Below are 20,985 nucleotides of genomic sequence, written 5' to 3' on the forward strand. Positions count from 1 at the left end.
CGCCATTGTGACGCAGGAGAACGCCGCGGCTGTCCCCTGCGCTGCCGCTTAGGCATGCAACACGCATCACCGCGGCACGCCGACCTGCCCTGGCCTTGCGCCGGAGGTCCAGTGCGCGGCGCATAAAAAGACCGTAAACAGGTTCTAATACGCCCCATGGCCACTTCGACCTCTGCCTACACACCGATCCACCACTACGAGAATTTCCCGGTGGCAAGCTGGCTGTGCCCGGCGCACCTGCGCGCGCCAGTGGCTGCGATCTACCACTTTGCACGCACCGCTGACGACCTCGCCGACGAGGGCAACGCGCCCATGGCCGAGCGGCTGCAGCAGCTGCGTGAGTTCCGGTTATGTCTATGGCAGCAGATGGAGCCGCCGCCGGCGTGGCAGCCGCTGTTTGCGGCGCTGCATGCACAAGTGGCGCGCCACGGCCTGCCGGTGCCGCTGCTGGATGCATTGCTCGATGCCTTCGAGCAGGATGTAAAGAAAACCGCCACCGGGCAAGGCTACAGCGACCGCGAAGAGCTGCTGGACTACTGCAGCCGCTCGGCCAATCCGATCGGCCGGCTGCTGCTGCATCTGCACAACGTGCAGGACGAAGCCTCGCTCGCGCAGAGCGATGCCATCTGCACAGCCTTGCAGCTGACCAACTTCTGGCAGGACCTGCAGCACGACATTCCACGAGGACGCTGGTACGTGCCCGAACGCGATGCCAGCGCATTCGGCGTGACCCGGCCGATGCAGGCGCATGCCATCGCGCAGCGCAGTCAGCCAGCCGCACTGACCCAGCTCGTTGCTGAGCTCGTGCAGTGGACGCGTGAGTGCATGCTGGCAGGAACGGGGCTGACGCAGCGCCTGCCCGGGCGCAGCGGCTGGGAATTGCGCCTGGTCATCCAGGGCGGCCTGCGCATCCTGCAGAAAATCGAACAAAGCGGCTACCAGAGCTACCACGTACGCCCCACGCTCTCCAGGCGGGACCTGCCCGCCATGCTGTGGCAAGCCTGGCGGATGAAAAACGCATAGGCAGGCTCGCAAGTGGGCACTCAGTCCAGCACCTTTTGCCAGAACTGCGCACGGCCCAACGCGGGGTCCAGCACATAGGGTGCGAAGCCGGCCTTGCGGTAAGCGGCCTGCGCTGGCGCGTTGCCATCCAGCACCTCCAGCGTCAACTTGCAGGCCCCGATCTCGCGGGCCACCACCTCGGCCTCCGCCAGGAGCTTCTGGCCGACGCCTTGCCCGCGCCAGCCGGGGGCCACGGCAATGTCGTGCACTGCCAGCAGCGGTCTGCAGGCAAAGGTGGAAAAACCCTCGAACGCATTGAGCAGACCAACAGGCTGCGCTTCGATAAAAGCCAGCAGCACATGCGTACCCGGGCGGGCGGCCAGGGTCTCGGCCAGATGCGCGCGGGCATAGGCCGACAGCGGCTCGCCACCGCCCATGGGGTCGCGCGCATAGCTGTCAAGCAGCGTCACCAGCGCCTGCGCATGCGCCTGGCAGCGCAGATCGGCACGGACAATCACCACCGGTCCGGACGATGCAGAACACTCGAAAATCATGGATTGGAAGCCTCGAGAGGTAGCAGGATCGGCAGTATCGCATCGCCCATGGGTCTTGCCACCAGCACATCCAGACGTGCCAGGCGTTTGCGCAAACGCAGCACCTGCTTGTCTTTCGACAGCAGCGCGGCGCGATGCGCAACGGCCAGGTCGATGAACTTCTGGTCATCGGGGTCGCCGCAGCGCAGCGGAACCGCCTCGGCCTCTGCCACCAAGGTCACCTGCGCATCAAAACGCGCCAGAATCTGCGCGGCGGTGCGCCCGTAATACTGCATGCGCGGCTGCAAATGCGCATAGTCCAGCACATGCTGGAGCTCATCGCGCATGGCCTGGGTGGCAATCCATTGCCAGCGCGCTGGCGCGGCCAGCGCCGCATCGATCTGTGCCTGCAGCTGTTGCGCCTGGGGATCGCCGAACAACAGCCAGTCCAGCACGATGTTGGTGTCCAGCACCAACGCCCGTGCGGGAGCAGCGGTGGCAGCGGCGCCTTGCGGCATCACCGAGGCCACGCCATCAGTGCGCCGGCACCACCGATGCAGCCGCGGGCATATAGCCGCGGCGCAGCTGCGGCAGCAGCGCCACACCCATGGCAACCAGCGAGACCAGCACCACATAGTAGGCAGGCGCCATGGGCGAGCGCTGCATCCACAGCTGCGTCAGCACCGGCGTCACCCCGCCGAACACCGCATAGGCCATGTTGTAGGAAAAGGACAGGCCCGAAAAACGCACCGCCGCAGGAAATGCCTGCACACCGACGATCGGCATGGTAGCAATGGCCCCGACGAAAAAGCCTACCAGGCCGTAGCGCACCGTCAATTGCGTGCCGTCCAGCCCGGCAACCGTGGCGAAGAAGTACAGGCTCGACAGCGCCAGCCCGCCCCAGGCGATCAGCAAGGTGGTGCGCATGCCCAGCCGGTCGCTGAGCCAGCCAAACACCACGCAGCCGATCACCAGCATCAGCGTGGCCAGACAATTGGCCTGCAGCGCCACGGCCGGTGCAAAGTGGTAGGACTTCTGCAGGATGATCGGCGTCATCAGGATCAGCACGACCACCGCCGTGGACAGCGACCACGTCATCGCTGCGGTGATCACGCAGCTGGTGCGATGCTCGCGCAGCACCGTCTTGACCGGCAGTTCCTGCGCGACGGCACGGCGCTCGGCCAGCTCCCGGAAGACCGGTGTCTCGGCCAGGAAACGCCGCAGGTACACCGACACCAACCCGAATACACCGCCCAGGATGAACGGAATGCGCCAAGCCCAGCCGTTGATCTCCTCGGGCGTGAAGAAGTGGTTGATGGCAATGCCCATCAGCGAACCGAGCAAGATGCCGCCGCAAATTCCCGAGGTCAGCACACCAACGCCCAGCCCGAAGTGGCGCGGCGGCACGTGCTCGGCCACGAACACCCAGGCACCGGGCATCTCGCCGCCAATCGCAGCGCCTTGCAGCACCCGCATGACCAGCAGCAACAGTGGCGCGGCAATACCGATGGCCGCATAGGTTGGCAGCAGTCCGATGATCAGGGTCGGCGCGGCCATCAGGAAGATCGACAGCGTGAACATGTTCTTGCGCCCGAGCTTGTCCCCATAGTGGGCAATGATGATGCCGCCCAGCGGCCGGGCCAGATAACCGGCCGCGAAAATACCCAGCGTCTGCAGCTGTACCATCCACTCGGGCAGCGATGGGGGGAAAAACAGGTGCCCCAGCACGGTCGAGAAGAACACGAACACCACGAAGTCGTAGAACTCCAGAGTGCCGCCAAGAGCGGACAGCGAGAGGGTCTTGTAATCGTCGCGCCCGAGTGGGCGCGCAGCACCAGTGGGCATGGAAGGGGACGCACGCATGATGATCGCCTGGTAAAAGATGGCTGCCGCTGCCTGCGTCACAGTACGCGGGCGTGGCAAAAACCCTTTTTCAACAACAAAAAAACCCGCAAGCGGTGGGCCTGCGGGCTCGGGGAGGAAGTCCTGTCAATCGCGCAATCGCTGCTGTGTCACGCCATCGGAGAAACCTACCTAAGCCGCAAGGCCCGGTAGGCAAATAATCACGCCAATATCCAGAAATTCCATGGCGCGCGATTGTACGCCTTGCGCACGCCACGCGCCATCTTCCTTTGCGCGGACGTCATCCAAGCCGCGCCAGCTGGTCGCGCAGCCGTGCCAGCGTGGCCCCGAAACTGGCCACGCGCTCTTGCTCCTGCGCAATCACCGCAGGGGGGGCCTTGGCCACGAAGTTCTCGTTGGCCAGTTTCGCCTGCGCCTTCTTGACCTCGCCTTCCAGGCGCGCGATCTCCTTGGCAAGGCGGGCCTTTTCCGCGGCCACGTCGACCTCCACGAACAGGCACAGGCGCGCCTCGCCCACCACGGCAACCGGTGCAGCCGCTGCGGCCTGGCTCCAGGCAGATTCGTCGGCAAACACCTGCACTTCACTCAGTTTCGCCAACGCCTGGAGTGCTGGTGCTGCGGCCTGCAGGCGCTGCAAGCTGGCTGCATCACTAGCGGTTGCCAGCAACGGTACCCGCTGCGCCGGAGAGATACCCATCTCGCCACGCAGATTGCGGCAGGCATCGACCAGCGCCTTGACCTGGGCCATTTCGGCTTCAGCCACCTCATCGATGAAGGCCGGGTTGGACTCGGGGTATTGCGCAATCGCCACCGACTCGCCCGGCTTTCCGGCAACCGGCGCCACCACCTGCCACAGGGCCTCGGTCACGAACGGAATCAGCGGATGGGCCAGCCGCAGCACGGCCTCCAGCACGCGGATCAAGGTGGCACGCGTGGCGCGCTGCTGCGCTGCATCACCGCCTTGCAGCTGGGTCTTGGCGATCTCCAGATACCAGTCGCAAAACTCGTTCCAGACGAATTCGTAGATGGCGTTGGCCACGTTGTCCAGGCGGTATTCGGCAAAGCCCTGCGCCACCTGGGCCTCGACCTTCTGCAGCAGCGAGACGATCCATTTGTCGGCGCTGCTGCGCGCCGCGGCAATGTCCGCGGCAGCGGCATCTGCGCCACAGTCGTAGCCCTCGCAGTTCATCAACACAAACCGGCTGGCGTTCCAGAGCTTGTTGCAGAAGTTGCGGTAGCCCTCGCAGCGCTTGCTGTCGAAGTTGATGTTGCGCCCCAGCGAGGCCAGCGCGGCGAAGGTAAAGCGCAGCGCATCGGCGCCATAGGCGGGAATGCCGTCCGGGAATTCCTTCTTGGTGTTCTTGATGACCTGCGGCGCGGTTTCGGGCCGGCGCAGGCCGGTGGTGCGCTTTTCCAGCAAGGGCTCCAGCGCAATGCCGTCAATGAGGTCGACGGGATCGAGCACGTTGCCTTCGGACTTGCTCATCTTCTTGCCCTGCGCATCGCGCACCAGGCCATGCATGTAGATATGCCGGAAAGGCACCTTGCCCGTGAACTGCTCGGTCATCATGATCATCCGGGCGACCCAGAAGAAGATGATGTCGTAGCCCGTCACCAATACGGAGGAAGGCAGGTACAGGTTGAAGTCCGACAGCGGATCGTCGGCGCGCTCGCCGCCCGGCCAGCCCATGGTGGAAAACGGCACCAGCGCGGAGGAGAACCAGGTATCGAGCACGTCCGGGTCGCGGCGCAATGTCTTGCCGGGCGCCTGCACCTGCGCCTCGGCCTCACTGCGCGCGACGTAAACGTTGCCGTCCTCGTCGTACCAGGCGGGAATCTGGTGGCCCCACCAGAGCTGGCGCGAGATCGTCCAGTCCTGGATGTTGTTCATCCACTGGTTGAAGGTGTTGATCCAGTTCTCCGGCACGAACTGCGTGGCACCGCTGCGCACGGCATCGATGGCCTTGTCGGCAATGCTCCTGCCGCTGGCATCGGGCTTGGTCATGGCGACAAACCACTGGTCGGTCAGCATGGGCTCGACGACCTGGCCGGTGCGCGTGCAGATGGGCAGCATCATCTTGTGCGGCTTGATGGCCTCAAGGAAGCCGCCGGCCTCCAAATCACGCACCACGGCCTTGCGCGCCTCGAAACGGTCCATGCCCTGGTAGGCTTTGGGGCCGTTTTCGTTGACGTGAGCATCCAGCGTGAAGATTGTGATCAGCGGCAGGTCATGGCGCAAGGCGCAGGCGTAATCGTTGAAGTCGTGCGCGCCGGTGATCTTGACGACACCGGAGCCGAAATCGCGATCCACAAAATCATCGGCAATGATGGGGATGTTGCGATCCATCAACGGCAGCTGCACCAGCTTGCCCACCAGGTGCTTGTAGCGCGCATCTTCTGGATGCACGGCCAGCGCACCGTCGGCCATCATCGTCTCCGGCCGGGTGGTGGCAATCGTCATACCGCGCCTTTGCTCGCCTTCGATGACTTGCGGGCCATCGACAAACGGGTAGGTGATGTAATGCATCTTGCCATCGGACTCGACGCTTTCCACCTCCAGATCCGACACCGCCGTCTTGAGTTGCGGATCCCAGTTCACCAGCCGCTTGCCACGATAGATCAGGCCCTGCTGGTACAGCTGCACGAAGACCTCCATCACGGCCTTGGAGCGCGCCTCGTCCATGGTGAAGTACTCACGGCTCCAATCCACCGTGGCGCCGATGCGGCGCATCTGGTTGGTGATGGTGTTGCCGGATTTTTCCTTCCATTCCCACACCTTGGCGACGAAGTTCTTGCGCGCCTCCTCCGGCGTGGGTCCCATGTCATGGCGGCGGAGGCCCTGCTGCTGCAGCTGGCGCTCGACAACGATCTGCGTGGCAATGCCGGCGTGGTCCGTGCCCGGAATCCAGGCCGTGTTGTAGCCGCGCATGCGGTGGTAGCGCGTGAGCGCATCCATCACCGTCTGGTTGAAGGCGTGGCCCATGTGCAGCGTGCCCGTCACATTGGGCGGCGGCAGCTGAATGGCAAAGTTCTTGCCGGCTGCAGCAGCTTCGGGATCAGGCCTGCCGGTGCCACGGTAGCCGGCGCGGCCATAGCCGCGCCGCTCCCACTCGGGCCCCCAGACCCGCTCGATCTCGGCGGGCTCAAACGATTTGGCAAGGCTTTGCAGGCCGGGTTGAACGGGGGTGTTTGGGTTCATGGTCAATGGACTGCAGCAAGGCCGCCGCGGTGAGGCGCTACCGCGTCAGGCATGCGCTTCCGGGCCAAGGCGGACAACACCGCATCAACAATACTGGGAAAGACGGCGATTCTACCGGGCCACAGTCGCCTACAACGGGCATGCGCTCCCGCGCATTGCACGCCCCCTCCATGACAAAGACCGCCCCATGGGGCGGTCTTTGTCATGGAGGTATCGGCGCGCCTGTCGGCGCCGCAATCAACGGGCGCAGGACGCACCGCCACAGGGCCAGGCCAATGCCGGCGACAGAGCCTGCCCCGTCGGCACTCAGTCGACCTTGGCCGCCTCGATCTGGACAATCACCTTCACTTCCTTGGGCACGCCAAAGCTCATGCCGTAATCCACGCCCCACAGGCTGCGGTCGATCGTGGCAACGAAGTCACCACCGCAAGTCTCGCGGCCCTGCAGCATTCTGTTCTCGTAGCAGTTGAACTTCTGCGCCTCCAGCGTCACGGGATGCGTCTGGCCCAGCATCGTCAGCTGCCCCTTGACTGCCTGCAGCGTATCGCCATCGAACACGAACTCGTCGCTGACAAAGCGCGCCACCGGATGCGTAGCCGCCTTGAAGATGTCATCCGATTGCAGGTGCTTGTCAAAGCCCGGCGTGCCAGTATCGACCGAGTTGATGTGGACGGTGATGTCAGCCTTGCCCGTCTTGGCTGCACGATCGAACGCGATGCTGCCCTCGATGTTGTCAAAGCGACCGCGGTTGGTGGAGGTGCCCATGTGATCGATCTCGAACGTCACGAACGTGTGTGTCGGGTCGATGTTGTAGGTCGCGGCCATGGCCGGTGCCATGGCCGCGAAAGTGGCGGCGGCTGCTGCAGTCAAAAGGATTTTGCGCATGGTTCTCTCTCCTCAGAAGTGGTGGGTGGTTAAAAAAATGGATAGGGGTGTCCGAGGCGCCGCACGGTCAGGGCGCGGTCATGCCGTCGAGCGTGAGCTTGAAGTTGACCTGCACCTCGTTGGCAACCATGGAGGTATCGCTCCAGGCACCATCGCCGATCTTGAAGGCCAGCCGTTCGATCGGCACCGAGCCGGTGGCCACGGCGACGCTGCCGTCGTAGTCAAGCTTGACAGGCACACTGACCTGGCGCTGTTCGCCCTTGATGGTCAGGGTGCCGGTGGCCTCGTACGCGTTGTCGCCCGTGGCCTTGATGGCGGTGGACTCGAAGGTGGCATGCGGAAATGCCGCGGTATTGAACCAGTCGGCCTTGATGAGTTCCGCATCCGTCTCGGCATTGCCGATGGTGGCGCTGGCAGTGTCCACGTCGATCTTGACGCGACTCGTCTCCAGCTGCGCGGGATCAAGTGCGATCTCGGCGGCAAAGCGCTGGAACTTGCCGGTCACAGGCACACCCATCTGATGGAAGGTGAAGGTAATCTCGCTTTGCGCTGGCACGAGCTGCTGCGCCCACACCGCGGGGATCTGTCCCAGCACCAGGCTCGTCGTGGCGATGGCCACTGTGTTCAGAAAGTGTTTACGCATGTCATGGATTCCACAGAGAGTCGAAGAAAAAAGTCCGGCATGGCGCCCACGGCCACGTGACAGACGGCGTGCCCACAGCTACCAGGGCAGCATGCGCCTGAGCAAGCCATCGCGGTCAATGAGCTGGTGTTTGACCACGGCTGCCACATGCAGCGCAACCAGCCCCATCAACGCAAACGCGGCCCACTTGTGCCAGGGCTTGAGCGCCTGCGCCAGCACGGCATCGGGCGATACCAGATCCGGCAACGGCAGCTGGCCGAACAGCACGATCGGAAAGCCCGCTGCCGAGCTGTAGGCCCAGCCCAGCAACGGCACGACAAAGAACAGCAGATACATGGCATGGTGCGTGCCGTGGTGGGCAATGTGTTGCCAGCGTGGCATGGCTCGCTCCACCTGCGCCGGCAGTGCGGGCGGGCGCCGCACGAGACGCACCAGCAGACGCACTGCGGAAAGCGTGAGAATCAGCATGCCTATCCACTTGTGCCAATTGATGAACTTGAGCTTCTGCGGCGAGAACGGCAGGTTCACCATGTAGAGGCCAAAGAAGAACAGGAATACGATGGCTGCGCCAAGCAGCCAGTGCAGCAGCATCGCAGGCGGACTGTAGCGCTCGGTGCGCGAGGGATCTGGAAGTGTCATAAGCCGGGGCTCATCGGGGAGATGCATTTTTTTGGAAAACCGAGTGGTCGCGGTGCACACGATGCCCCTACGCCCAGTCGCAATACTGCGGCAGTCACGAAGCCCGATAAAGAGAACGCCGCGCAACAGATAGTTCCCCTGGCAACAACAGTGAAACATACTGTTTACAAAATCGAGACGATAATCCCACCCTCAGATTGCAAAAATCCTTGTGCGGGCAGGCCCGACGCGCCTGCCAGGGCGCGCCGGAAACCGGCCCGGGGGACCGCCAGTCCGCGAGCCAGCAATGCCGCGCCCATGGCGCTTGCGCAAGGGTGTTGTGCCCCCCTGCAGGCCACCTTGCGCTGCTGCGGTGCTAGCGGACGGTCAGCCGCAGCAGGCGCGCATCAGCGCCATCTTCGAGCACCCAGATGGCGCCATCCAACGCCTGTGCCACGGCCCGGATGCGCGCGCCCATCGCAAAGCGCTGCGCCTCGTGCGCGGATTCGCCTTGCAGATCCACGCGTACCAGCGACCGGGACGACAGGCCGCCGATAAAGGCGTCGCCCCGCCAGTCAGGGAACATGTCTCCCGCGTAGACCATCATGCTCGAAGGCGAAATCACCGGCGTCCACCACAGCACCGGGGCTCTGAATTCAGGCCGCGTGTCGTGGTCCGGGATGGGCAGACCGCTGTAATGATTGCCGTTGGACACCTCGGGATAGCCGTAGTTTTCGCCGCGTTCGATGAGGTTGAGCTCATCGCCGCCGCGTGGCCCCATTTCGTTGACCCAGAGCCTGCCATCACCGTCGAACGCGATGCCCAGCGGATTGCGGTGGCCCAGCGACCAGATCTCGGCGGCCACGCCTGCCTGATCGGCAAAGGGATTGCCGACGGCAGGGGTGCCGTCGTCGTTGAGGCGCAGCACCTTGCCAAGGTTGGACGTCATGTCCTGCGCCGGATCGAACTTCTGGCGATCGCCCGACGTCACCCAGAGCTTGCCCTGCGCATCGAACGCCATGCGATGGCCATAGTGTCCGCGCCCCGTGACCTTGGGTACCTGCCGCCAGATCACCTGCAGGCCTTCAAGGCTGGCCGCCCCGGCCTGCTCGACCAGCCGGGCGCGCGCAATCGCAGCGCCGCTCGTGCCGCCATCTCCCGCTTCGGCATAGCTCAGGTAGACCCATCGATTTTCGGAGAACCCGGGGTGAAGCACCACGTCCCCCAGCCCACCCTGCCCTGCATAGACCACCTGCGGCACGCCTGCAACCGAAATGGCCGCCGCCACATCGGTGGGATCGACCAGCAACAGCCGCCCCGGGCGCTCGGTCACCAGCAGGCGCCCATCAGGCAGGAAAGCCATCGCCCACGGCTCGTCGAATCGGGCCACTTCGCTGACCTCGAAGACGGCCTCGGGGGCAATGGGTGCTGGCGCCTTCTCAGCTGCCGAACCAGCCTGCGTGCAGGCGGCAATCAGCGCGGCCACCACGGAAATGATCAACAAAGGACGCATGGGACATCACTCCTTTTCCGGTCAACGCGCACGCCACGGGGCGCTTGCGGCCATTTGCGCGCCCCGGAGCGCATGCGCCATGGGCGCGCGCACGGGCCAACCTTACCCGATTGGCCGCGCAGTCAGGCGACGCATAGCCCCACGCGTTCGTGGACTTTGCGAACGATCAGCCAGACCAAAATCGCCGAGACTGCCATAGCCCCACGCGTTCGTGGACTTTGCGCGTCACGGCTGGCGCAGCTGTGCACGCAGTTGCGCGCCCAGCTCCGGCTTGTGGGCAAAGGGATCGGAAGGGTTGCGCCCCTGCAGCACATCCTCCAGCCGACTCTGCACCGCACCGAGTGCGTGCGGGTGGCTGTAGATGTAGAACTGGTCGGTGGCCAGCGCCTCGAAAATCATTTGCGCCACCTGCGCGGCTGTGACCTTGCCCGATTGCACGGCCTTTCTGGCCATGGCCTCACCGACGCGCTGGCTGGCAGTCGCAGTGCCCTGCGCTGCGTGCTGCGGGCGCAGGCGCGCGCTGTCGACGATGCCGGTGGGCACGAAGTAGGGACACAGCACGCTGGCACCTATCTGCTGGGTCACCAGCTTCAGGTCCTGGTAGAGTGTTTCGGTCAGCGCCACCACGGCATGCTTGCTGACGTTGTAAATCCCCATGTTGGGCGGCGTCAGCAGACCGGCCATGCTGGCGGTGTTGACGATATGCCCCTGCCAGCCGGCATCAGCCTTGGCCGCGGCCAGCATCATGGGCGTGAACCAATGCACGCCGTGCACGACACCCATGAGGTTGACGCCGAGCACCCACTGCCACTCGGCCAGCGTGTTCTCCCACACCAGGCCACCGGCGGAGACACCCGCGTTGTTGAACACGAAGTGCGGCGCGCCATATCGTGCCTGCACCTGCGCAGCCAGCGCCTGCATGGCCTTGCCATCGCTGACATCCACGGAGCACGCCATGAGGCTTGCACCATGCGCGCGGACGATGGGCACCAGTTCCGCCTCTGTCTGGGCCAGTGCCTCGGCCTGCACATCCACCAGCACCAGATGCATGCCGCGCGCTGCAGCGATCCGTGCGCATTCAAGGCCAAAACCGGAACCGGCCCCGGTCAACACGGCCGTTCGGCCCTCGAATTCGGTCAGCATGGGTTGTCTCCCTGGTTGTTGCTAGTGCATGGCGATCGTGCGTCTTGGCAAGCGCCCTCCGGGCAGCGCGCGGCGCGGCGGCCAGCCACGCGCACCGGCCGAAGAACCGGTTCACAGCAGCTTGACGAGCTGTTTGCCGAAGTTCCTGCCCTTGAGCATGCCGATGAAGGCTTCCGGCGCTGCCTCGATGCCCTGCGCAATGGACTCGCGCGGACGCAGCTTGCCCTCTGCCACCAACTCTCCCAATTCCTTGAGGGCGGCGGGCCAGACCTGCATCTGCTCGCTGACAATGAAACCTTCGATGCGCATGCGGTTGATGAGAATCAGCGACGGGTTGGCCATTGGCACCGGTTGGCCGTCATAGCCAGCGATCAGGCCGCACAGGGCCATGCGAGAGAAGGCGTTCATGCGCAGCATGACCGCGTCCATGATCCAGCCACCGACATTCTCGAAATGGCCATCAATGCCATCCGGGCACGCATCCCTGAGCGCCTGACTGAGCGAGCGCACCTCATTGCGGTGCTCCTTGTAATCAATACAGGCGTCGTAACCGAGCTCCTGCGTGGCATAGCGGCACTTCTCATAGCCACCGGCGATGCCGACGACACGACAGCCCCGTGCCTTGGCCAGCGCGGCATAGGCGCTGCCAACTGCACCAGCCGCCGCAGTAACGGTCACCGTCTGACCAGCCTTGGGTTCAAGGATATGCACCAGCCCGTAATAGGCCGTCACGCCCGGCATGCCGACAGCGCCCAGATAGGCCGACAGCGGCACCCGGCTGGTGTCGACCTTGCGCAGCACGCCGGACTGATTCGCATCGACGACACTGTATTCCTGCCAGCCGCCCATCCCGACGACCTTGTCACCCACGCAATAGCCTTCATGGCGGCTCTCTACGATCTCGCCCACGGTGCCGCCGATCATGACCTCGCCCAGCGGCTGCGATGCCGCATAACTCTTGGAGTCATTCATGCGCCCGCGCATGTAGGGGTCCAGGCTGAGGAAGTGATGGCGCACCAGCACCTGCCCTTCCTGCAACGGGGGCGTCTCACTGGTGACCAGACGGAAGTTCTGGACACTGGCTTCGCCCTGAGGGCGGTTGTCGAGCACGATCTGGCGATTGATGGGCATGGGAGCTCCTTGTTAATAGGTGATTGCGTAAATTCGGCCTGGCAACCTGAATCCGTCAGCAGCTCGCATGGCACACGGGTCAGGTCGCGGCCGACGGACGCTGCTTGAGCACAAAGGTGCCGCTGGCCTTGGCACAGACCTGGCCTTGTTCATTGAAAACACTGGCCTCCAGAAACACGAGCGTACGCGTACGGTGCAGCACCTGCCCGCGGCCAGTCAGCGCACCGGTGGCAGGCCGCAGGAATGCGGTCTTCATCTCCACCGTGATGGCGCCCACCTCAGGTGTCTGCGGCTCCAACGCGGCAAAGGCCATGGTCACATCCAACAGCGTCATCACCACGCCACCGTGGGCCATGCCATAGGCATTCATGTGCTCTGGCCGCGGCAACATGCGCAGATGCGACTGTCCCGCGCCGTACTCGACGAATTCGATGCCGAGGTGCTCGATGAAGGGAACAGTGAAGCCGCGCTGCGTCATGGTTGCTCCTTGCATCCCACAGCCGTTCAGCCGCCACTGACGGCGGTGACGCCGCCATCGACAGCCAGCCACTGGCCGGTGATGTGCTTGCCGGCATCACTGGCAAATAGCAAGGTGATGCCCTTGAGGTCCTCATCATCGCCCAGGCGGCGCAGGGGCGCATGCGTGGCCACGGCATCCTCTCCCCCCATCTGCGCGAGCGTGCCGGCCGTCATCTTGCTGGGGAAAAAGCCGGGACAGATCGCATTGACGCGGATGCCGTACTGGCCCCACTCGGCCGCCAGCGCCCGTGTGAAGTTGATAACCGCTCCCTTGGACGTGTTGTAGGCAATGGTCGTCATCTGCGGCGGATTGCCGCCCAAACCTGCAATGGAAGCCAGGTTGATGATGCTGCCGGCGCGGCGTGCAATCATGCCCTGCCTGGCCAGGGCCTGACTGAGCAGAAAATAGCCCCGCACGTTGAGATTCATGACCTTGTCCCACGCTGCCAAGGGATGTTCTTCGGCCGGAGCGCCCCAGGTTGCGCCGGCGTTGTTGACGAGGATGTCCACCTCCCCGAGCTGCTGGCGTGCGTGCGCGGCCAGGTGCGCGATCGCCTCGGGTTCAGCCGCATCAGCGGCGAACCACTGGGCATCGATGCCGGCAGCCTGCAGCTCGGCGGCGGCCGCCTCCAGCTCAGCCGCCTTGCGCGCACTGATGAGTACACGCGCACCCGCTTCGCCAAGCGCGTGGGCCATCTGCAGGCCCAGCCCGCGCGAGCCGCCGGTCACCAAAGCGGTCTTGCCGGCCAGATCAAACAATTGTCCTACGGTGCGCGCCATGCCTGTCTCCTTGTTGTGATGTTGATTTGCGGTCTTACGGTCTTAGCTCTCGTAATCCATGCACTGGCGCGCCGAACGCACTGCACCGACGAAATCCTTGATGGCGACATGCTCCGGATGGTTCTGGTAAGCATCCAGGGCAGCCTTGCTCTCGAATTCACTGTAGAGCACCACGTCATAGGTCGCCTCCAGGCCCTTGGCCTGCGCTTCGGCAGCGGTGGCGACCTCGAATCGCAGCGTGCCCGGCACCAGATCGGCGCAGGCCAGCAGTTTGTCCTTGAGGCGTTGCATGTTGGTGGCGCGGTCGGCGCCTGCGGCCTGCTCATGCAGTTGCCACATCACGATGTGCTTGATGGTCATGTCGGAAGTCTGAAACGTCAGAACGCCTCCAGCGGCACGTCGATGCAGGTGGTGTCGCCTTGCGCCACCACCTGCAGCCAGGCACCGATCTTGGGCAGTTCGTAATGGAAGAAATAGCGCGTGCAGGCCAGCCGGCCCTGCGCCGCCGTCGATTGTGCCGCAGCGGCTTGCGCCACCGTGGCTACATCAAGCCATATCCATGCCAGTACACCATGACCAAAAGCCTGCATGTACGGGACGGCATTAGCCAGCGTGCGGGTGGGACTGCCCTCGACCTGCGCCCACTGCCAGGCCTGCTCGGTGGCCTGCAGCACCTGCTGCCACGCCTGCTCCAGTTGCCGCGCCCAGGGCTGCAGTGCCGCATGGTCGCTGGCGCGCCGCACGGTGGATTGGATGCGCGCCGTCAACAGCTGCAGGCCGCGCCCGCCTTCCATGCGCACCTTGCGCCCCAGCAGGTCGTTGGCCTGAATGCCGTGCGTGCCTTCGTGGATCATGTTCAGGCGGTTGTCACGCCAGTATTGCTCGACCGGAAAATCGCGCGTATAGCCGTAGCCGCCGTGCACCTGTATGGCCAACGAGTTGGCTTCCAGACACCATTCGCTGGGCCAGCTCTTGGCAATGGGGGTGAGCACCTCCAGCAGCAGGCGCGCGTCGTCTGCACCGGCAGGCGCGCCCGTATGCTGCTCATCCACCAGGCGCGCGGCCAGCAGGTTCAACGCCAGCGCACCTTCCGCATACGCCTTCTGGGCCAGCAGCATACGCCGCACATCGGCGTGCGCGATGATGGGCACCTGCGGCATCGCCGCATTCTTGCCTGCCGCGCCGGGCAGCCGACCCTGCGGGCGGACTTTGGCATATTCGAGACTCGCTTCATAGCCTGCATAGCCGAGCATGGTCGCGGCCATGCCGATGGCAATACGCGCCTCGTTCATCATGTGGAACATGAGGCGCAAGCCGTCGCCCGGTGCGCCAACGCGATACCCGATGGCCCCTGCCGCACCCCGCACGGGATAGCGCCCCTCGCCGAAATTCAGCAGCGTATTGGTGGTGCCGCGCCAACCCAGCTTGTGGTTCAGGCCCGCCAGCGCCACATCGTTGCGCTCGCCAGTCAGCTGCCCATGAACATCCACCAGATGCTTGGGCACGATGAACAGCGAAAGGCCCTTGACGCCCGGCACCAGCTGACCTCTGGCGTCCGGGATCTTCGCCAGCACCAGGTGCACGATGTTCTCGGCCAGCTCATGATCACCGGCGGAGATCCACATCTTGTGGCCGCGCAGGCGATAGCGCGGACCCAGTGGCTCGCTCTCGTAATCCTCGCCGTCAGGCGTGGCGCGCGTGGCCACGTCGCTGAGCGAAGAACCGGCCTGCGGCTCGGACAGGCACATGGTGCCGGTAAAGCGCCCGTTGAATGCGTTGTGCGCAAAAACCGTTTGCTGCAGCGCCGAACCATGCGCCATCAACAGGTTGGCGTTACCGCTGGTCAGCATATTCGCGCCGATGCTGACCGACGCCTTGGCGAAGAAGGTGTTGGCGGCAGACTCCAACAAAAATGGCAGCTGCATGCCGCCAATGGCGTAGTCCTGCGCGGCGCTGAGCAGGCCCGATGCCGCGTAGGCCTCACGTGCCTCGTAGGTGGCGCGCGGCAGGATCACCTTCTCGCCGTCAAAGCGTGGCTCGTCGCTATCGACCAGACGATTGAACGGCGCGAACTTCTCGCGCGCAATGCGCTCGGCCGTCTCCAGCACGGCGTTGAAGGTCTCGCGCGAATGGTCGGCATGGCGTGGTCGCCGCGTCAGCGCCTCGGCATCGAGCCAGTCGTAGAGCAGAAATTCCAGGGTGTCGCGCAGCGCCATGCCAAAACGTCCTCCACAACGAGGGGGCGAGGCCATCGTAACGCGCCTGTCTCGCCGCGGCAGTCACCTGCGCAACTGCCAGCGGCAGGTGGCGCACCACGCGTTGTCGGCATCGCAGGCTCCCGTGGTTGACAGGGCGCGCAGGAGTGCTTACGCTGCGCGACTCACCAGGGGGGTCCCGTCAAGGGGCTGAGATTCTGCTGGGCCGCAAGGCAGCGCAGTGACCCTTTGAACCTGATCCAGTTCACACTGGCGTAGGGACGGTGCGAATGTCTCGCGGGCCATGCACGACGATTGCTGCATGGGACTTGTCGGGCATTTTTCCCTTCCCGTCAGAGCTGGGTCTCCGTTGTTTGCACAGCAAGGAGCCTCCACATGACATCTCTTCCCGCCCCTTCCGTCACCACCGGGCCGCTGCCGGCTTCCACCAAGGTGTTCAGGCACGGCGTGCTGCATCCCGACATCCGCGTGCCCATGCGCGAGATCGCGCTGCATGCCGATGCCGGGGAACCGCCGGTGACGGTCTACGACGCCTCCGGCCCCTATACCGACCCGGCGGCCCACATCGCCATCGCCCAAGGACTGCCGCGTCTGCGCGCAGGCTGGATCGCCGCACGCGGCGATGTGCAGGCCTATGCTGGCCGGCCGGTGGCGCCTGCGGACAATGGCCTCGTGCCCGCCGACCAGCGCTCGCCGGAGTTTCCCTTGCGCCACCTTCCGCTGCGCGCACGCGATGGCCGGGCCGTCACCCAACTAGCGTACGCGCGCGCGGGCATCATCACGCCGGAGATGGAGTTCGTTGCCATTCGCGAGAATCTCGGCCGCGCACAGGCGCGCAGGCACCTCGCGCGTGATGGCCAGGGCTTTGGCGCAGCCATCCCCGACGAGGTCACGCCAGAGTTCGTGCGTGAGGAGGTGGCGCGCGGACGCGCCATCATTCCCGCCAACATCAACCACCCGGAATCCGAGCCAATGGTCATCGGCCGCAACTTCCTGGTCAAGATCAATGCCAACATCGGCAACTCGGCCGTCACTTCGTCGATGGCCGAAGAGGTCGAGAAAATGGTCTGGGCCATCCGCTGGGGCGCAGATACGGTGATGGACCTGTCCACCGGACGCAACATCCACAACATCCGCGAATGGATCATCCGCAACGCGCCGGTGCCCATCGGCACGGTGCCGCTGTACCAGGCGCTGGAGAAGGTCGGGGGCGTGGCCGAGGACCTCACCTGGGAGATTTTTCGCGATACGCTGATTGAGCAGGCCGAGCAGGGCGTGGACTATTTCACCATCCACGCCGGGGTGCGGCTGCGCCACATCCCGCTCACCGCAGAGCGCGTCACCGGCATCGTCTCGCGCGGCGGCTCGATCATGGCCAAGTGGTGCCTGCACCACCACCGCGAAAGCTTTCTCTACGAGCATTTCGAGGAGATCTGCGCCATCTGCCGCACCTACGATGTGGCATTCTCACTGGGCGACGGCCTGCGGCCGGGCTCCATCGCCGATGCCAATGACGCCGCGCAGTTCGCCGAGCTGCAAACGCTCGGCGAGCTGACGCAGATCGCCTGGCGGCACGACTGCCAGGTGATGATCGAAGGCCCGGGCCACGTGCCCATGCACAAGATCAAGGAGAACATGGACAGGCAGCTGGCCATCTGCGGCGAGGCGCCGTTCTACACACTCGGGCCGCTGACCACCGACATCGCGCCTGGCTACGACCACATCACCAGTGCCATCGGCGCAGCCATGATCGGCTGGTTCGGCACGGCCATGCTGTGCTATGTGACACCCAAGGAGCATCTGGGCCTGCCCGATCGCGACGATGTGAAAACCGGTGTCATCACCTACAAGATCGCCGCACACGCTGCTGATCTGGCCAAGGGCCATCCCGCGGCCAGAATACGCGACGACGCCCTGTCGCGCGCGCGCTTCGAGTTCCGCTGGGAGGACCAGTTCAACCTCTCGCTCGATCCCGATACGGCACGCGCCTTCCATGACGAAACGCTGCCCAAGCAGGCGCACAAGCTGGCGCATTTCTGCTCGATGTGCGGGCCGAAGTTCTGCTCGATGAAAATCAGCCAGGACATCCGCGCACAAGCCCGCGCCCAGCAAGGCATGCAGACGATGGCACTGAAATACCGCGCCGGCGGCGATCTTTACATGGCCGCAGACGCGCTCGAGAAGCTGCAGCGCTGAGCGAGCTCCCAACGCGTGGCGCCAGCGCGTGTGCCGCGGCAAGATCGCCCATGCCCCGCAGGTGCAGGCCGCATGCGTGGGCGGTCAGGCGCTGGGTGGCGCAGCGGCTGGGTCGCCACCGTCTCGGCAGCCCTTTCCAACGACAAAAATTCGGGCAGATGGGCCAAGCCAGCCTGCCACCGCCTCCGCGAAACCGACGGCCGGAGCGTCCCATTGGCCGTGCGCGCGCCGCTGAAATGCCATCTCCGGCATCACTTGAGCACATCGCGCGCCGCACCGATGCCCAGCAACGCCAGCACGATGAAAATGGCCGCGACGATGAGAAACAGCACAAACAGGAACTTCGCAATCCCCGCGGCACCGGCAGCAACGCCAGAGAAACCCAGCGCTCCGGCTAACAGCGCAATGACGGCAAAGATGATGGCCCACTTCAGCATGACGGTTGTCCTTTCTGGCGACGCAATCCCCACAGACCTGCAGCAACCCCATCGGCACCGGCGCGCGGCGACGGGCGTGGGTGTGTGTACACCAAGGGTAATTCGCCGCCGTGCCACACCCCGTCAGCAACACCGCATCTGCGGCGTCGGAGAAGACCGACAGACCACTGCGCCCTCGGCTATGATGGACGCCGCAGCGGCGCCCGGCGCCGCTGCGTCACCGAGGGGAGTCCCGCCAAGGGGCTGAGAGACTGATGGGCGGCGCCGCTGTGGGCGCCGCCGGTGCAGTGACCCTTTGAACCTGATCCGGATCATGCCGGCGCAGGGACGGACCGATTCCATCGCACGGGATCTTCACGGATGGCCTGCCAAGCAAGGCAGCGACATCCGGCGCCTTGATTGGCGCGGTGCGTCTCGCGAGCTGCGCATCCGGTTTCACCAACCATCGAGGAAACCATGCATTCGCGCTTTACCGAACAACTCCGTCAGGCCCAGCAACCGCAATGGGACCAGGCCGTGCAGCATCGCTTCGTTCAGGAGCTGTTTGCCGGCACCATCGCCGATAGCGTCATGGCCCGCTACCTGGTGCAGGATCACCGCTTTCTCGACAGCTTTCTCACGTTGCTGGGCAGTGCCATCGCGTGCGCCGACACGTTCGCAGCGCGGCTGCGTTTCGGGCAGTTTGCCGGCATGGTCTCGGGCGATGAAAACACCTACTTCCTGCGCGCCTTCGAAGCGCTTGGCGTGAGCGAGGCCGAACGCGCCAGCGTACCGGACAGCGCCCCCACGCAAGGCTTTCAGGCCCTGATGCGCGAGGCAGCCGCCACGCGTGACTACGTCGCCATCCTGGCCGTGCTCAACGTGGCGGAATGGCTGTATCAGGACTGGGCCACCCGCGATCGTGCCGGCAAGCCCCTGCCCGAGAACTTCGTGCACGCCGAGTGGGTGACGCTGCACGACAATCCGTTCTTCAATGACTTTGTGGCCTTTCTGCGCGAGGAGCTTGATCGCACAGGTCCAGCCCGTGCCGATATCGCGCATGACTTCTTTGGCCGCGCCGTGGCACTCGAGCTGGCGTTTTTCGATGCCGCTTATGCGGCTTGAAAAGGAGACAGGCCATGAACACCATCTGCGCATTCGAACGCATCAAAGCCGCCGCCATCGAGGACTGGACCCGCTACGTCGACCACCCCTTCATTCGGCAGATGGAAGCAGGCACCCTGCCCGAAGCCGTGTTTCGCCAGTACCTGATCCAGGACTATCTGTTCCTGATCCAGTATGCGCGCGCCTACGCGCTGGCCATCACCAAGAGCCGCACACTGGAAGACATGCAGATTGCCCGCGCAGGCCTTAACGCCATTCTGGACGAAATGAACCTGCATGTGCGGCTGTGTGAACGCTGGGGGCTTCGCCCCGAGCAGTTAGAGCATACGCCCGAGCACACCGCTACCGTTGCGTACACCCGCTATGTGCTCGATTGCGGCCACACTGGTGACTTGCTGGATCTGCAAGTTGCACTCGCACCGTGCATGATCGGCTACGCCGAAATTGGCCGGCGGCTAGCACCAGCATTACTTGCCAATCCCGAGCACCCCTACCGGGAGTGGATCAGCGAATACGCCAGTGACGGGTTCCAGCAGGCGGCCCAGGCGGCCATTGCCCACATCGATCGCCTGGCCGGGCAGGCGATGACCGAGGCACGATTTGCCCAGCTCGTGACCATTTTTGCCACCGCCTCCCGGCTGGAAGCCGACTTCTGGCAGATGGGCTTTGACCTGGCGGCAGACACACCCTGTCTCCAACGCTGAGGCTGCCGGCCACGCAGTGGCTGGCAGCCTGGGCGTTGTTGCACAAACGTCCCGAGTCTGCAGGCTAGCGCACCCATGACCAAGCCCGCTGCCGCCCAATACCGCACCACCAACTGGAAAGATTACAGCGCAGCCCTCAAGGCCAGAGGCTCGCTCTCGGTCTGGCTGGATCGTGACATGCAATGGCACGGCCAGCCCACCGGTCGTCGCGGTCGATCACCGACGTTCAGCGATGCCGCCATCCAGTTCTGCCTGACCATCAAGGGGCTGTTCGGCCTGCCGTTGCGCCAAGTCATCGGTTTCGTGCAGAGCCTGATGCATCTGGCGGGCCTGGATTGGCCCGTGCCTGACTACAGCACGGTCTGCCGCCGCCAGAAAACGCTGACCGTGAACATACCCTATCGCCCCAGTCGTGGTGGCTTGCATCTGCTGGTCGACAGCACCGGCGTGAAGATGCTGGGCGAAGGCGAATGGAAAACGAAGAAACATGGCTCGGAAT

19 protein-coding genes, 1 pseudogene and 2 riboswitches are annotated in these 20,985 nt (G+C 64.4%); of the genes and pseudogenes, 5 read left to right on the forward strand and 15 right to left on the reverse strand.

The genetic code is table 11. The features are described from left to right. Positions 1 to 156 precede the first annotated feature (156 nt). A complete protein-coding gene (gene hpnC, locus AAV94_RS03515; protein ID WP_046740952.1) occupies positions 157 to 1,023 on the forward strand; it encodes a squalene synthase HpnC in 867 nt (288 codons plus the stop codon). 20 nt (positions 1,024 to 1,043) lie between these two features. Here hpnC and AAV94_RS03520 read toward each other — a convergent pair whose 3' ends face one another. From AAV94_RS03520 to AAV94_RS03585, 14 genes are all read right to left on the reverse strand, one after another. Further along, positions 1,044 to 1,556, reverse strand: a complete 513-nt coding sequence (locus AAV94_RS03520) for a GNAT family N-acetyltransferase (protein ID WP_046740953.1) — start codon at positions 1,554 to 1,556, stop codon at positions 1,044 to 1,046. After that, the gene (locus tag AAV94_RS03525) at positions 1,553 to 2,053 is read right to left on the reverse strand and encodes a putative toxin-antitoxin system toxin component, PIN family (protein WP_046740974.1); all 501 of its coding nucleotides are present in this window, start codon (positions 2,051 to 2,053) and stop codon (positions 1,553 to 1,555) included. The genes AAV94_RS03520 and AAV94_RS03525 overlap by 4 nt, the downstream gene beginning before the upstream one ends. A gap of 16 nt (positions 2,054 to 2,069) precedes the next feature. Then, positions 2,070 to 3,398, reverse strand: a complete 1,329-nt coding sequence (locus AAV94_RS03530; protein ID WP_046740975.1) for an MFS transporter — start codon at positions 3,396 to 3,398, stop codon at positions 2,070 to 2,072. Positions 3,399 to 3,678: 280 nt separating this feature from the next. Beyond that, positions 3,679 to 6,597: a valine--tRNA ligase gene (locus AAV94_RS03535; RefSeq protein ID WP_046740954.1), complete on the reverse strand. Its 2,919-nt coding sequence runs from the start codon at positions 6,595 to 6,597 to the stop codon at positions 3,679 to 3,681. Between the two features lie 306 nt (positions 6,598 to 6,903). Then, a complete protein-coding gene (locus tag AAV94_RS03540; protein WP_046740955.1) occupies positions 6,904 to 7,482 on the reverse strand; it encodes a YceI family protein in 579 nt (192 codons plus the stop codon). A 67-nt stretch (positions 7,483 to 7,549) separates the two neighbouring features. Further along, a complete protein-coding gene (locus AAV94_RS03545; protein WP_046740956.1) occupies positions 7,550 to 8,125 on the reverse strand; it encodes a YceI family protein in 576 nt (191 codons plus the stop codon). Between the two features lie 78 nt (positions 8,126 to 8,203). Further along, complete coding sequence (locus tag AAV94_RS03550) at positions 8,204 to 8,764, reverse strand: cytochrome b (protein WP_046740957.1); 561 nt, start codon at positions 8,762 to 8,764, stop codon at positions 8,204 to 8,206. A 355-nt stretch (positions 8,765 to 9,119) separates the two neighbouring features. After that, the gene (locus tag AAV94_RS03555) at positions 9,120 to 10,256 is read right to left on the reverse strand and encodes a PQQ-dependent sugar dehydrogenase (protein ID WP_046740958.1); all 1,137 of its coding nucleotides are present in this window, start codon (positions 10,254 to 10,256) and stop codon (positions 9,120 to 9,122) included. A 225-nt stretch (positions 10,257 to 10,481) separates the two neighbouring features. After that, positions 10,482 to 11,399, reverse strand: a complete 918-nt coding sequence (locus AAV94_RS03560) for an SDR family oxidoreductase (RefSeq protein WP_046740959.1) — start codon at positions 11,397 to 11,399, stop codon at positions 10,482 to 10,484. 111 nt (positions 11,400 to 11,510) lie between these two features. Beyond that, entirely contained in the window at positions 11,511 to 12,530 is a 1,020-nt protein-coding gene (locus tag AAV94_RS03565) for an NADP-dependent oxidoreductase (protein WP_046740960.1), read from the reverse strand. A gap of 79 nt (positions 12,531 to 12,609) precedes the next feature. Beyond that, positions 12,610 to 13,008, reverse strand: a complete 399-nt coding sequence (locus AAV94_RS03570; RefSeq protein ID WP_046740961.1) for a PaaI family thioesterase — start codon at positions 13,006 to 13,008, stop codon at positions 12,610 to 12,612. Between the two features lie 26 nt (positions 13,009 to 13,034). Further along, a complete protein-coding gene (locus AAV94_RS03575; RefSeq protein ID WP_046740962.1) occupies positions 13,035 to 13,829 on the reverse strand; it encodes an SDR family oxidoreductase in 795 nt (264 codons plus the stop codon). 42 nt (positions 13,830 to 13,871) lie between these two features. After that, entirely contained in the window at positions 13,872 to 14,189 is a 318-nt protein-coding gene (locus AAV94_RS03580; RefSeq protein WP_046740963.1) for a Dabb family protein, read from the reverse strand. Between the two features lie 17 nt (positions 14,190 to 14,206). After that, positions 14,207 to 16,045, reverse strand: a complete 1,839-nt coding sequence (locus tag AAV94_RS03585; RefSeq protein WP_046740964.1) for an acyl-CoA dehydrogenase — start codon at positions 16,043 to 16,045, stop codon at positions 14,207 to 14,209. Positions 16,046 to 16,204: 159 nt separating this feature from the next. Continuing rightward, a riboswitch (TPP riboswitch) is annotated at positions 16,205 to 16,324 on the forward strand. Positions 16,325 to 16,420: 96 nt separating this feature from the next. On the opposite strand from AAV94_RS03585, the gene thiC reads away from it, so the two are divergent. After that, the gene (thiC, locus tag AAV94_RS03590) at positions 16,421 to 18,241 is read left to right on the forward strand and encodes a phosphomethylpyrimidine synthase ThiC (RefSeq protein ID WP_046740965.1); all 1,821 of its coding nucleotides are present in this window, start codon (positions 16,421 to 16,423) and stop codon (positions 18,239 to 18,241) included. 251 nt (positions 18,242 to 18,492) lie between these two features. Here thiC and AAV94_RS03595 read toward each other — a convergent pair whose 3' ends face one another. Beyond that, positions 18,493 to 18,678, reverse strand: a complete 186-nt coding sequence (locus tag AAV94_RS03595) for a DUF1328 domain-containing protein (RefSeq protein ID WP_046740966.1) — start codon at positions 18,676 to 18,678, stop codon at positions 18,493 to 18,495. Between the two features lie 213 nt (positions 18,679 to 18,891). Then, positions 18,892 to 19,023, forward strand: a riboswitch (TPP riboswitch). Between the two features lie 111 nt (positions 19,024 to 19,134). On the opposite strand from AAV94_RS03595, the gene AAV94_RS03600 reads away from it, so the two are divergent. The 3 genes and pseudogenes from AAV94_RS03600 to AAV94_RS03610 form a co-directional block, all read left to right on the forward strand. Further along, positions 19,135 to 19,782, forward strand: a complete 648-nt coding sequence (locus AAV94_RS03600; RefSeq protein WP_046740967.1) for a TenA family protein — start codon at positions 19,135 to 19,137, stop codon at positions 19,780 to 19,782. A gap of 14 nt (positions 19,783 to 19,796) precedes the next feature. Continuing rightward, the gene (gene tenA / locus AAV94_RS03605; protein WP_046740968.1) at positions 19,797 to 20,486 is read left to right on the forward strand and encodes a thiaminase II; all 690 of its coding nucleotides are present in this window, start codon (positions 19,797 to 19,799) and stop codon (positions 20,484 to 20,486) included. 75 nt (positions 20,487 to 20,561) lie between these two features. After that, a pseudogene (locus AAV94_RS03610) lies at positions 20,562 to 20,985 on the forward strand (IS5-like element ISPa35 family transposase); the annotation flags it as partial.

It is taken from the genome of Lampropedia cohaerens (assembly GCF_001005215.1).
Taxonomy (GTDB): domain Bacteria; phylum Pseudomonadota; class Gammaproteobacteria; order Burkholderiales; family Burkholderiaceae_C; genus Lampropedia; species Lampropedia cohaerens.

What these genes read in the sequence shown, in the direction of transcription:
- AAV94_RS03555 (WP_046740958.1), bottom strand. Translation starts at nt 10,256, where the DNA reads ATGCGTCCTTTGTTGATCATTTCCGTGGTGGCCGCGCTGATTGCCGCC.
- AAV94_RS03595 (WP_046740966.1), bottom strand. Translation starts at nt 18,678, where the DNA reads ATGCTGAAGTGGGCCATCATCTTTGCCGTCATTGCGCTGTTAGCCGGA.
- AAV94_RS03580 (WP_046740963.1), bottom strand. Translation starts at nt 14,189, where the DNA reads ATGACCATCAAGCACATCGTGATGTGGCAACTGCATGAGCAGGCCGCA.
- tenA (WP_046740968.1), top strand. Translation starts at nt 19,797, where the DNA reads ATGAACACCATCTGCGCATTCGAACGCATCAAAGCCGCCGCCATCGAG.
- AAV94_RS03540 (WP_046740955.1), bottom strand. Translation starts at nt 7,482, where the DNA reads ATGCGCAAAATCCTTTTGACTGCAGCAGCCGCCGCCACTTTCGCGGCC.
- AAV94_RS03575 (WP_046740962.1), bottom strand. Translation starts at nt 13,829, where the DNA reads ATGGCGCGCACCGTAGGACAATTGTTTGATCTGGCCGGCAAGACCGCT.
- AAV94_RS03545 (WP_046740956.1), bottom strand. Translation starts at nt 8,125, where the DNA reads ATGCGTAAACACTTTCTGAACACAGTGGCCATCGCCACGACGAGCCTG.
- AAV94_RS03585 (WP_046740964.1), bottom strand. Translation starts at nt 16,045, where the DNA reads ATGGCGCTGCGCGACACCCTGGAATTTCTGCTCTACGACTGGCTCGAT.
- AAV94_RS03535 (WP_046740954.1), bottom strand. Translation starts at nt 6,597, where the DNA reads ATGAACCCAAACACCCCCGTTCAACCCGGCCTGCAAAGCCTTGCCAAA.
- hpnC (WP_046740952.1), top strand. Translation starts at nt 157, where the DNA reads ATGGCCACTTCGACCTCTGCCTACACACCGATCCACCACTACGAGAAT.
- thiC (WP_046740965.1), top strand. Translation starts at nt 16,421, where the DNA reads ATGACATCTCTTCCCGCCCCTTCCGTCACCACCGGGCCGCTGCCGGCT.
- AAV94_RS03560 (WP_046740959.1), bottom strand. Translation starts at nt 11,399, where the DNA reads ATGCTGACCGAATTCGAGGGCCGAACGGCCGTGTTGACCGGGGCCGGT.
- AAV94_RS03565 (WP_046740960.1), bottom strand. Translation starts at nt 12,530, where the DNA reads ATGCCCATCAATCGCCAGATCGTGCTCGACAACCGCCCTCAGGGCGAA.
- AAV94_RS03600 (WP_046740967.1), top strand. Translation starts at nt 19,135, where the DNA reads ATGCATTCGCGCTTTACCGAACAACTCCGTCAGGCCCAGCAACCGCAA.
- AAV94_RS03530 (WP_046740975.1), bottom strand. Translation starts at nt 3,398, where the DNA reads ATGCGTGCGTCCCCTTCCATGCCCACTGGTGCTGCGCGCCCACTCGGG.
- AAV94_RS03570 (WP_046740961.1), bottom strand. Translation starts at nt 13,008, where the DNA reads ATGACGCAGCGCGGCTTCACTGTTCCCTTCATCGAGCACCTCGGCATC.
- AAV94_RS03525 (WP_046740974.1), bottom strand. Translation starts at nt 2,053, where the DNA reads ATGCCGCAAGGCGCCGCTGCCACCGCTGCTCCCGCACGGGCGTTGGTG.
- AAV94_RS03550 (WP_046740957.1), bottom strand. Translation starts at nt 8,764, where the DNA reads ATGACACTTCCAGATCCCTCGCGCACCGAGCGCTACAGTCCGCCTGCG.
- AAV94_RS03520 (WP_046740953.1), bottom strand. Translation starts at nt 1,556, where the DNA reads ATGATTTTCGAGTGTTCTGCATCGTCCGGACCGGTGGTGATTGTCCGT.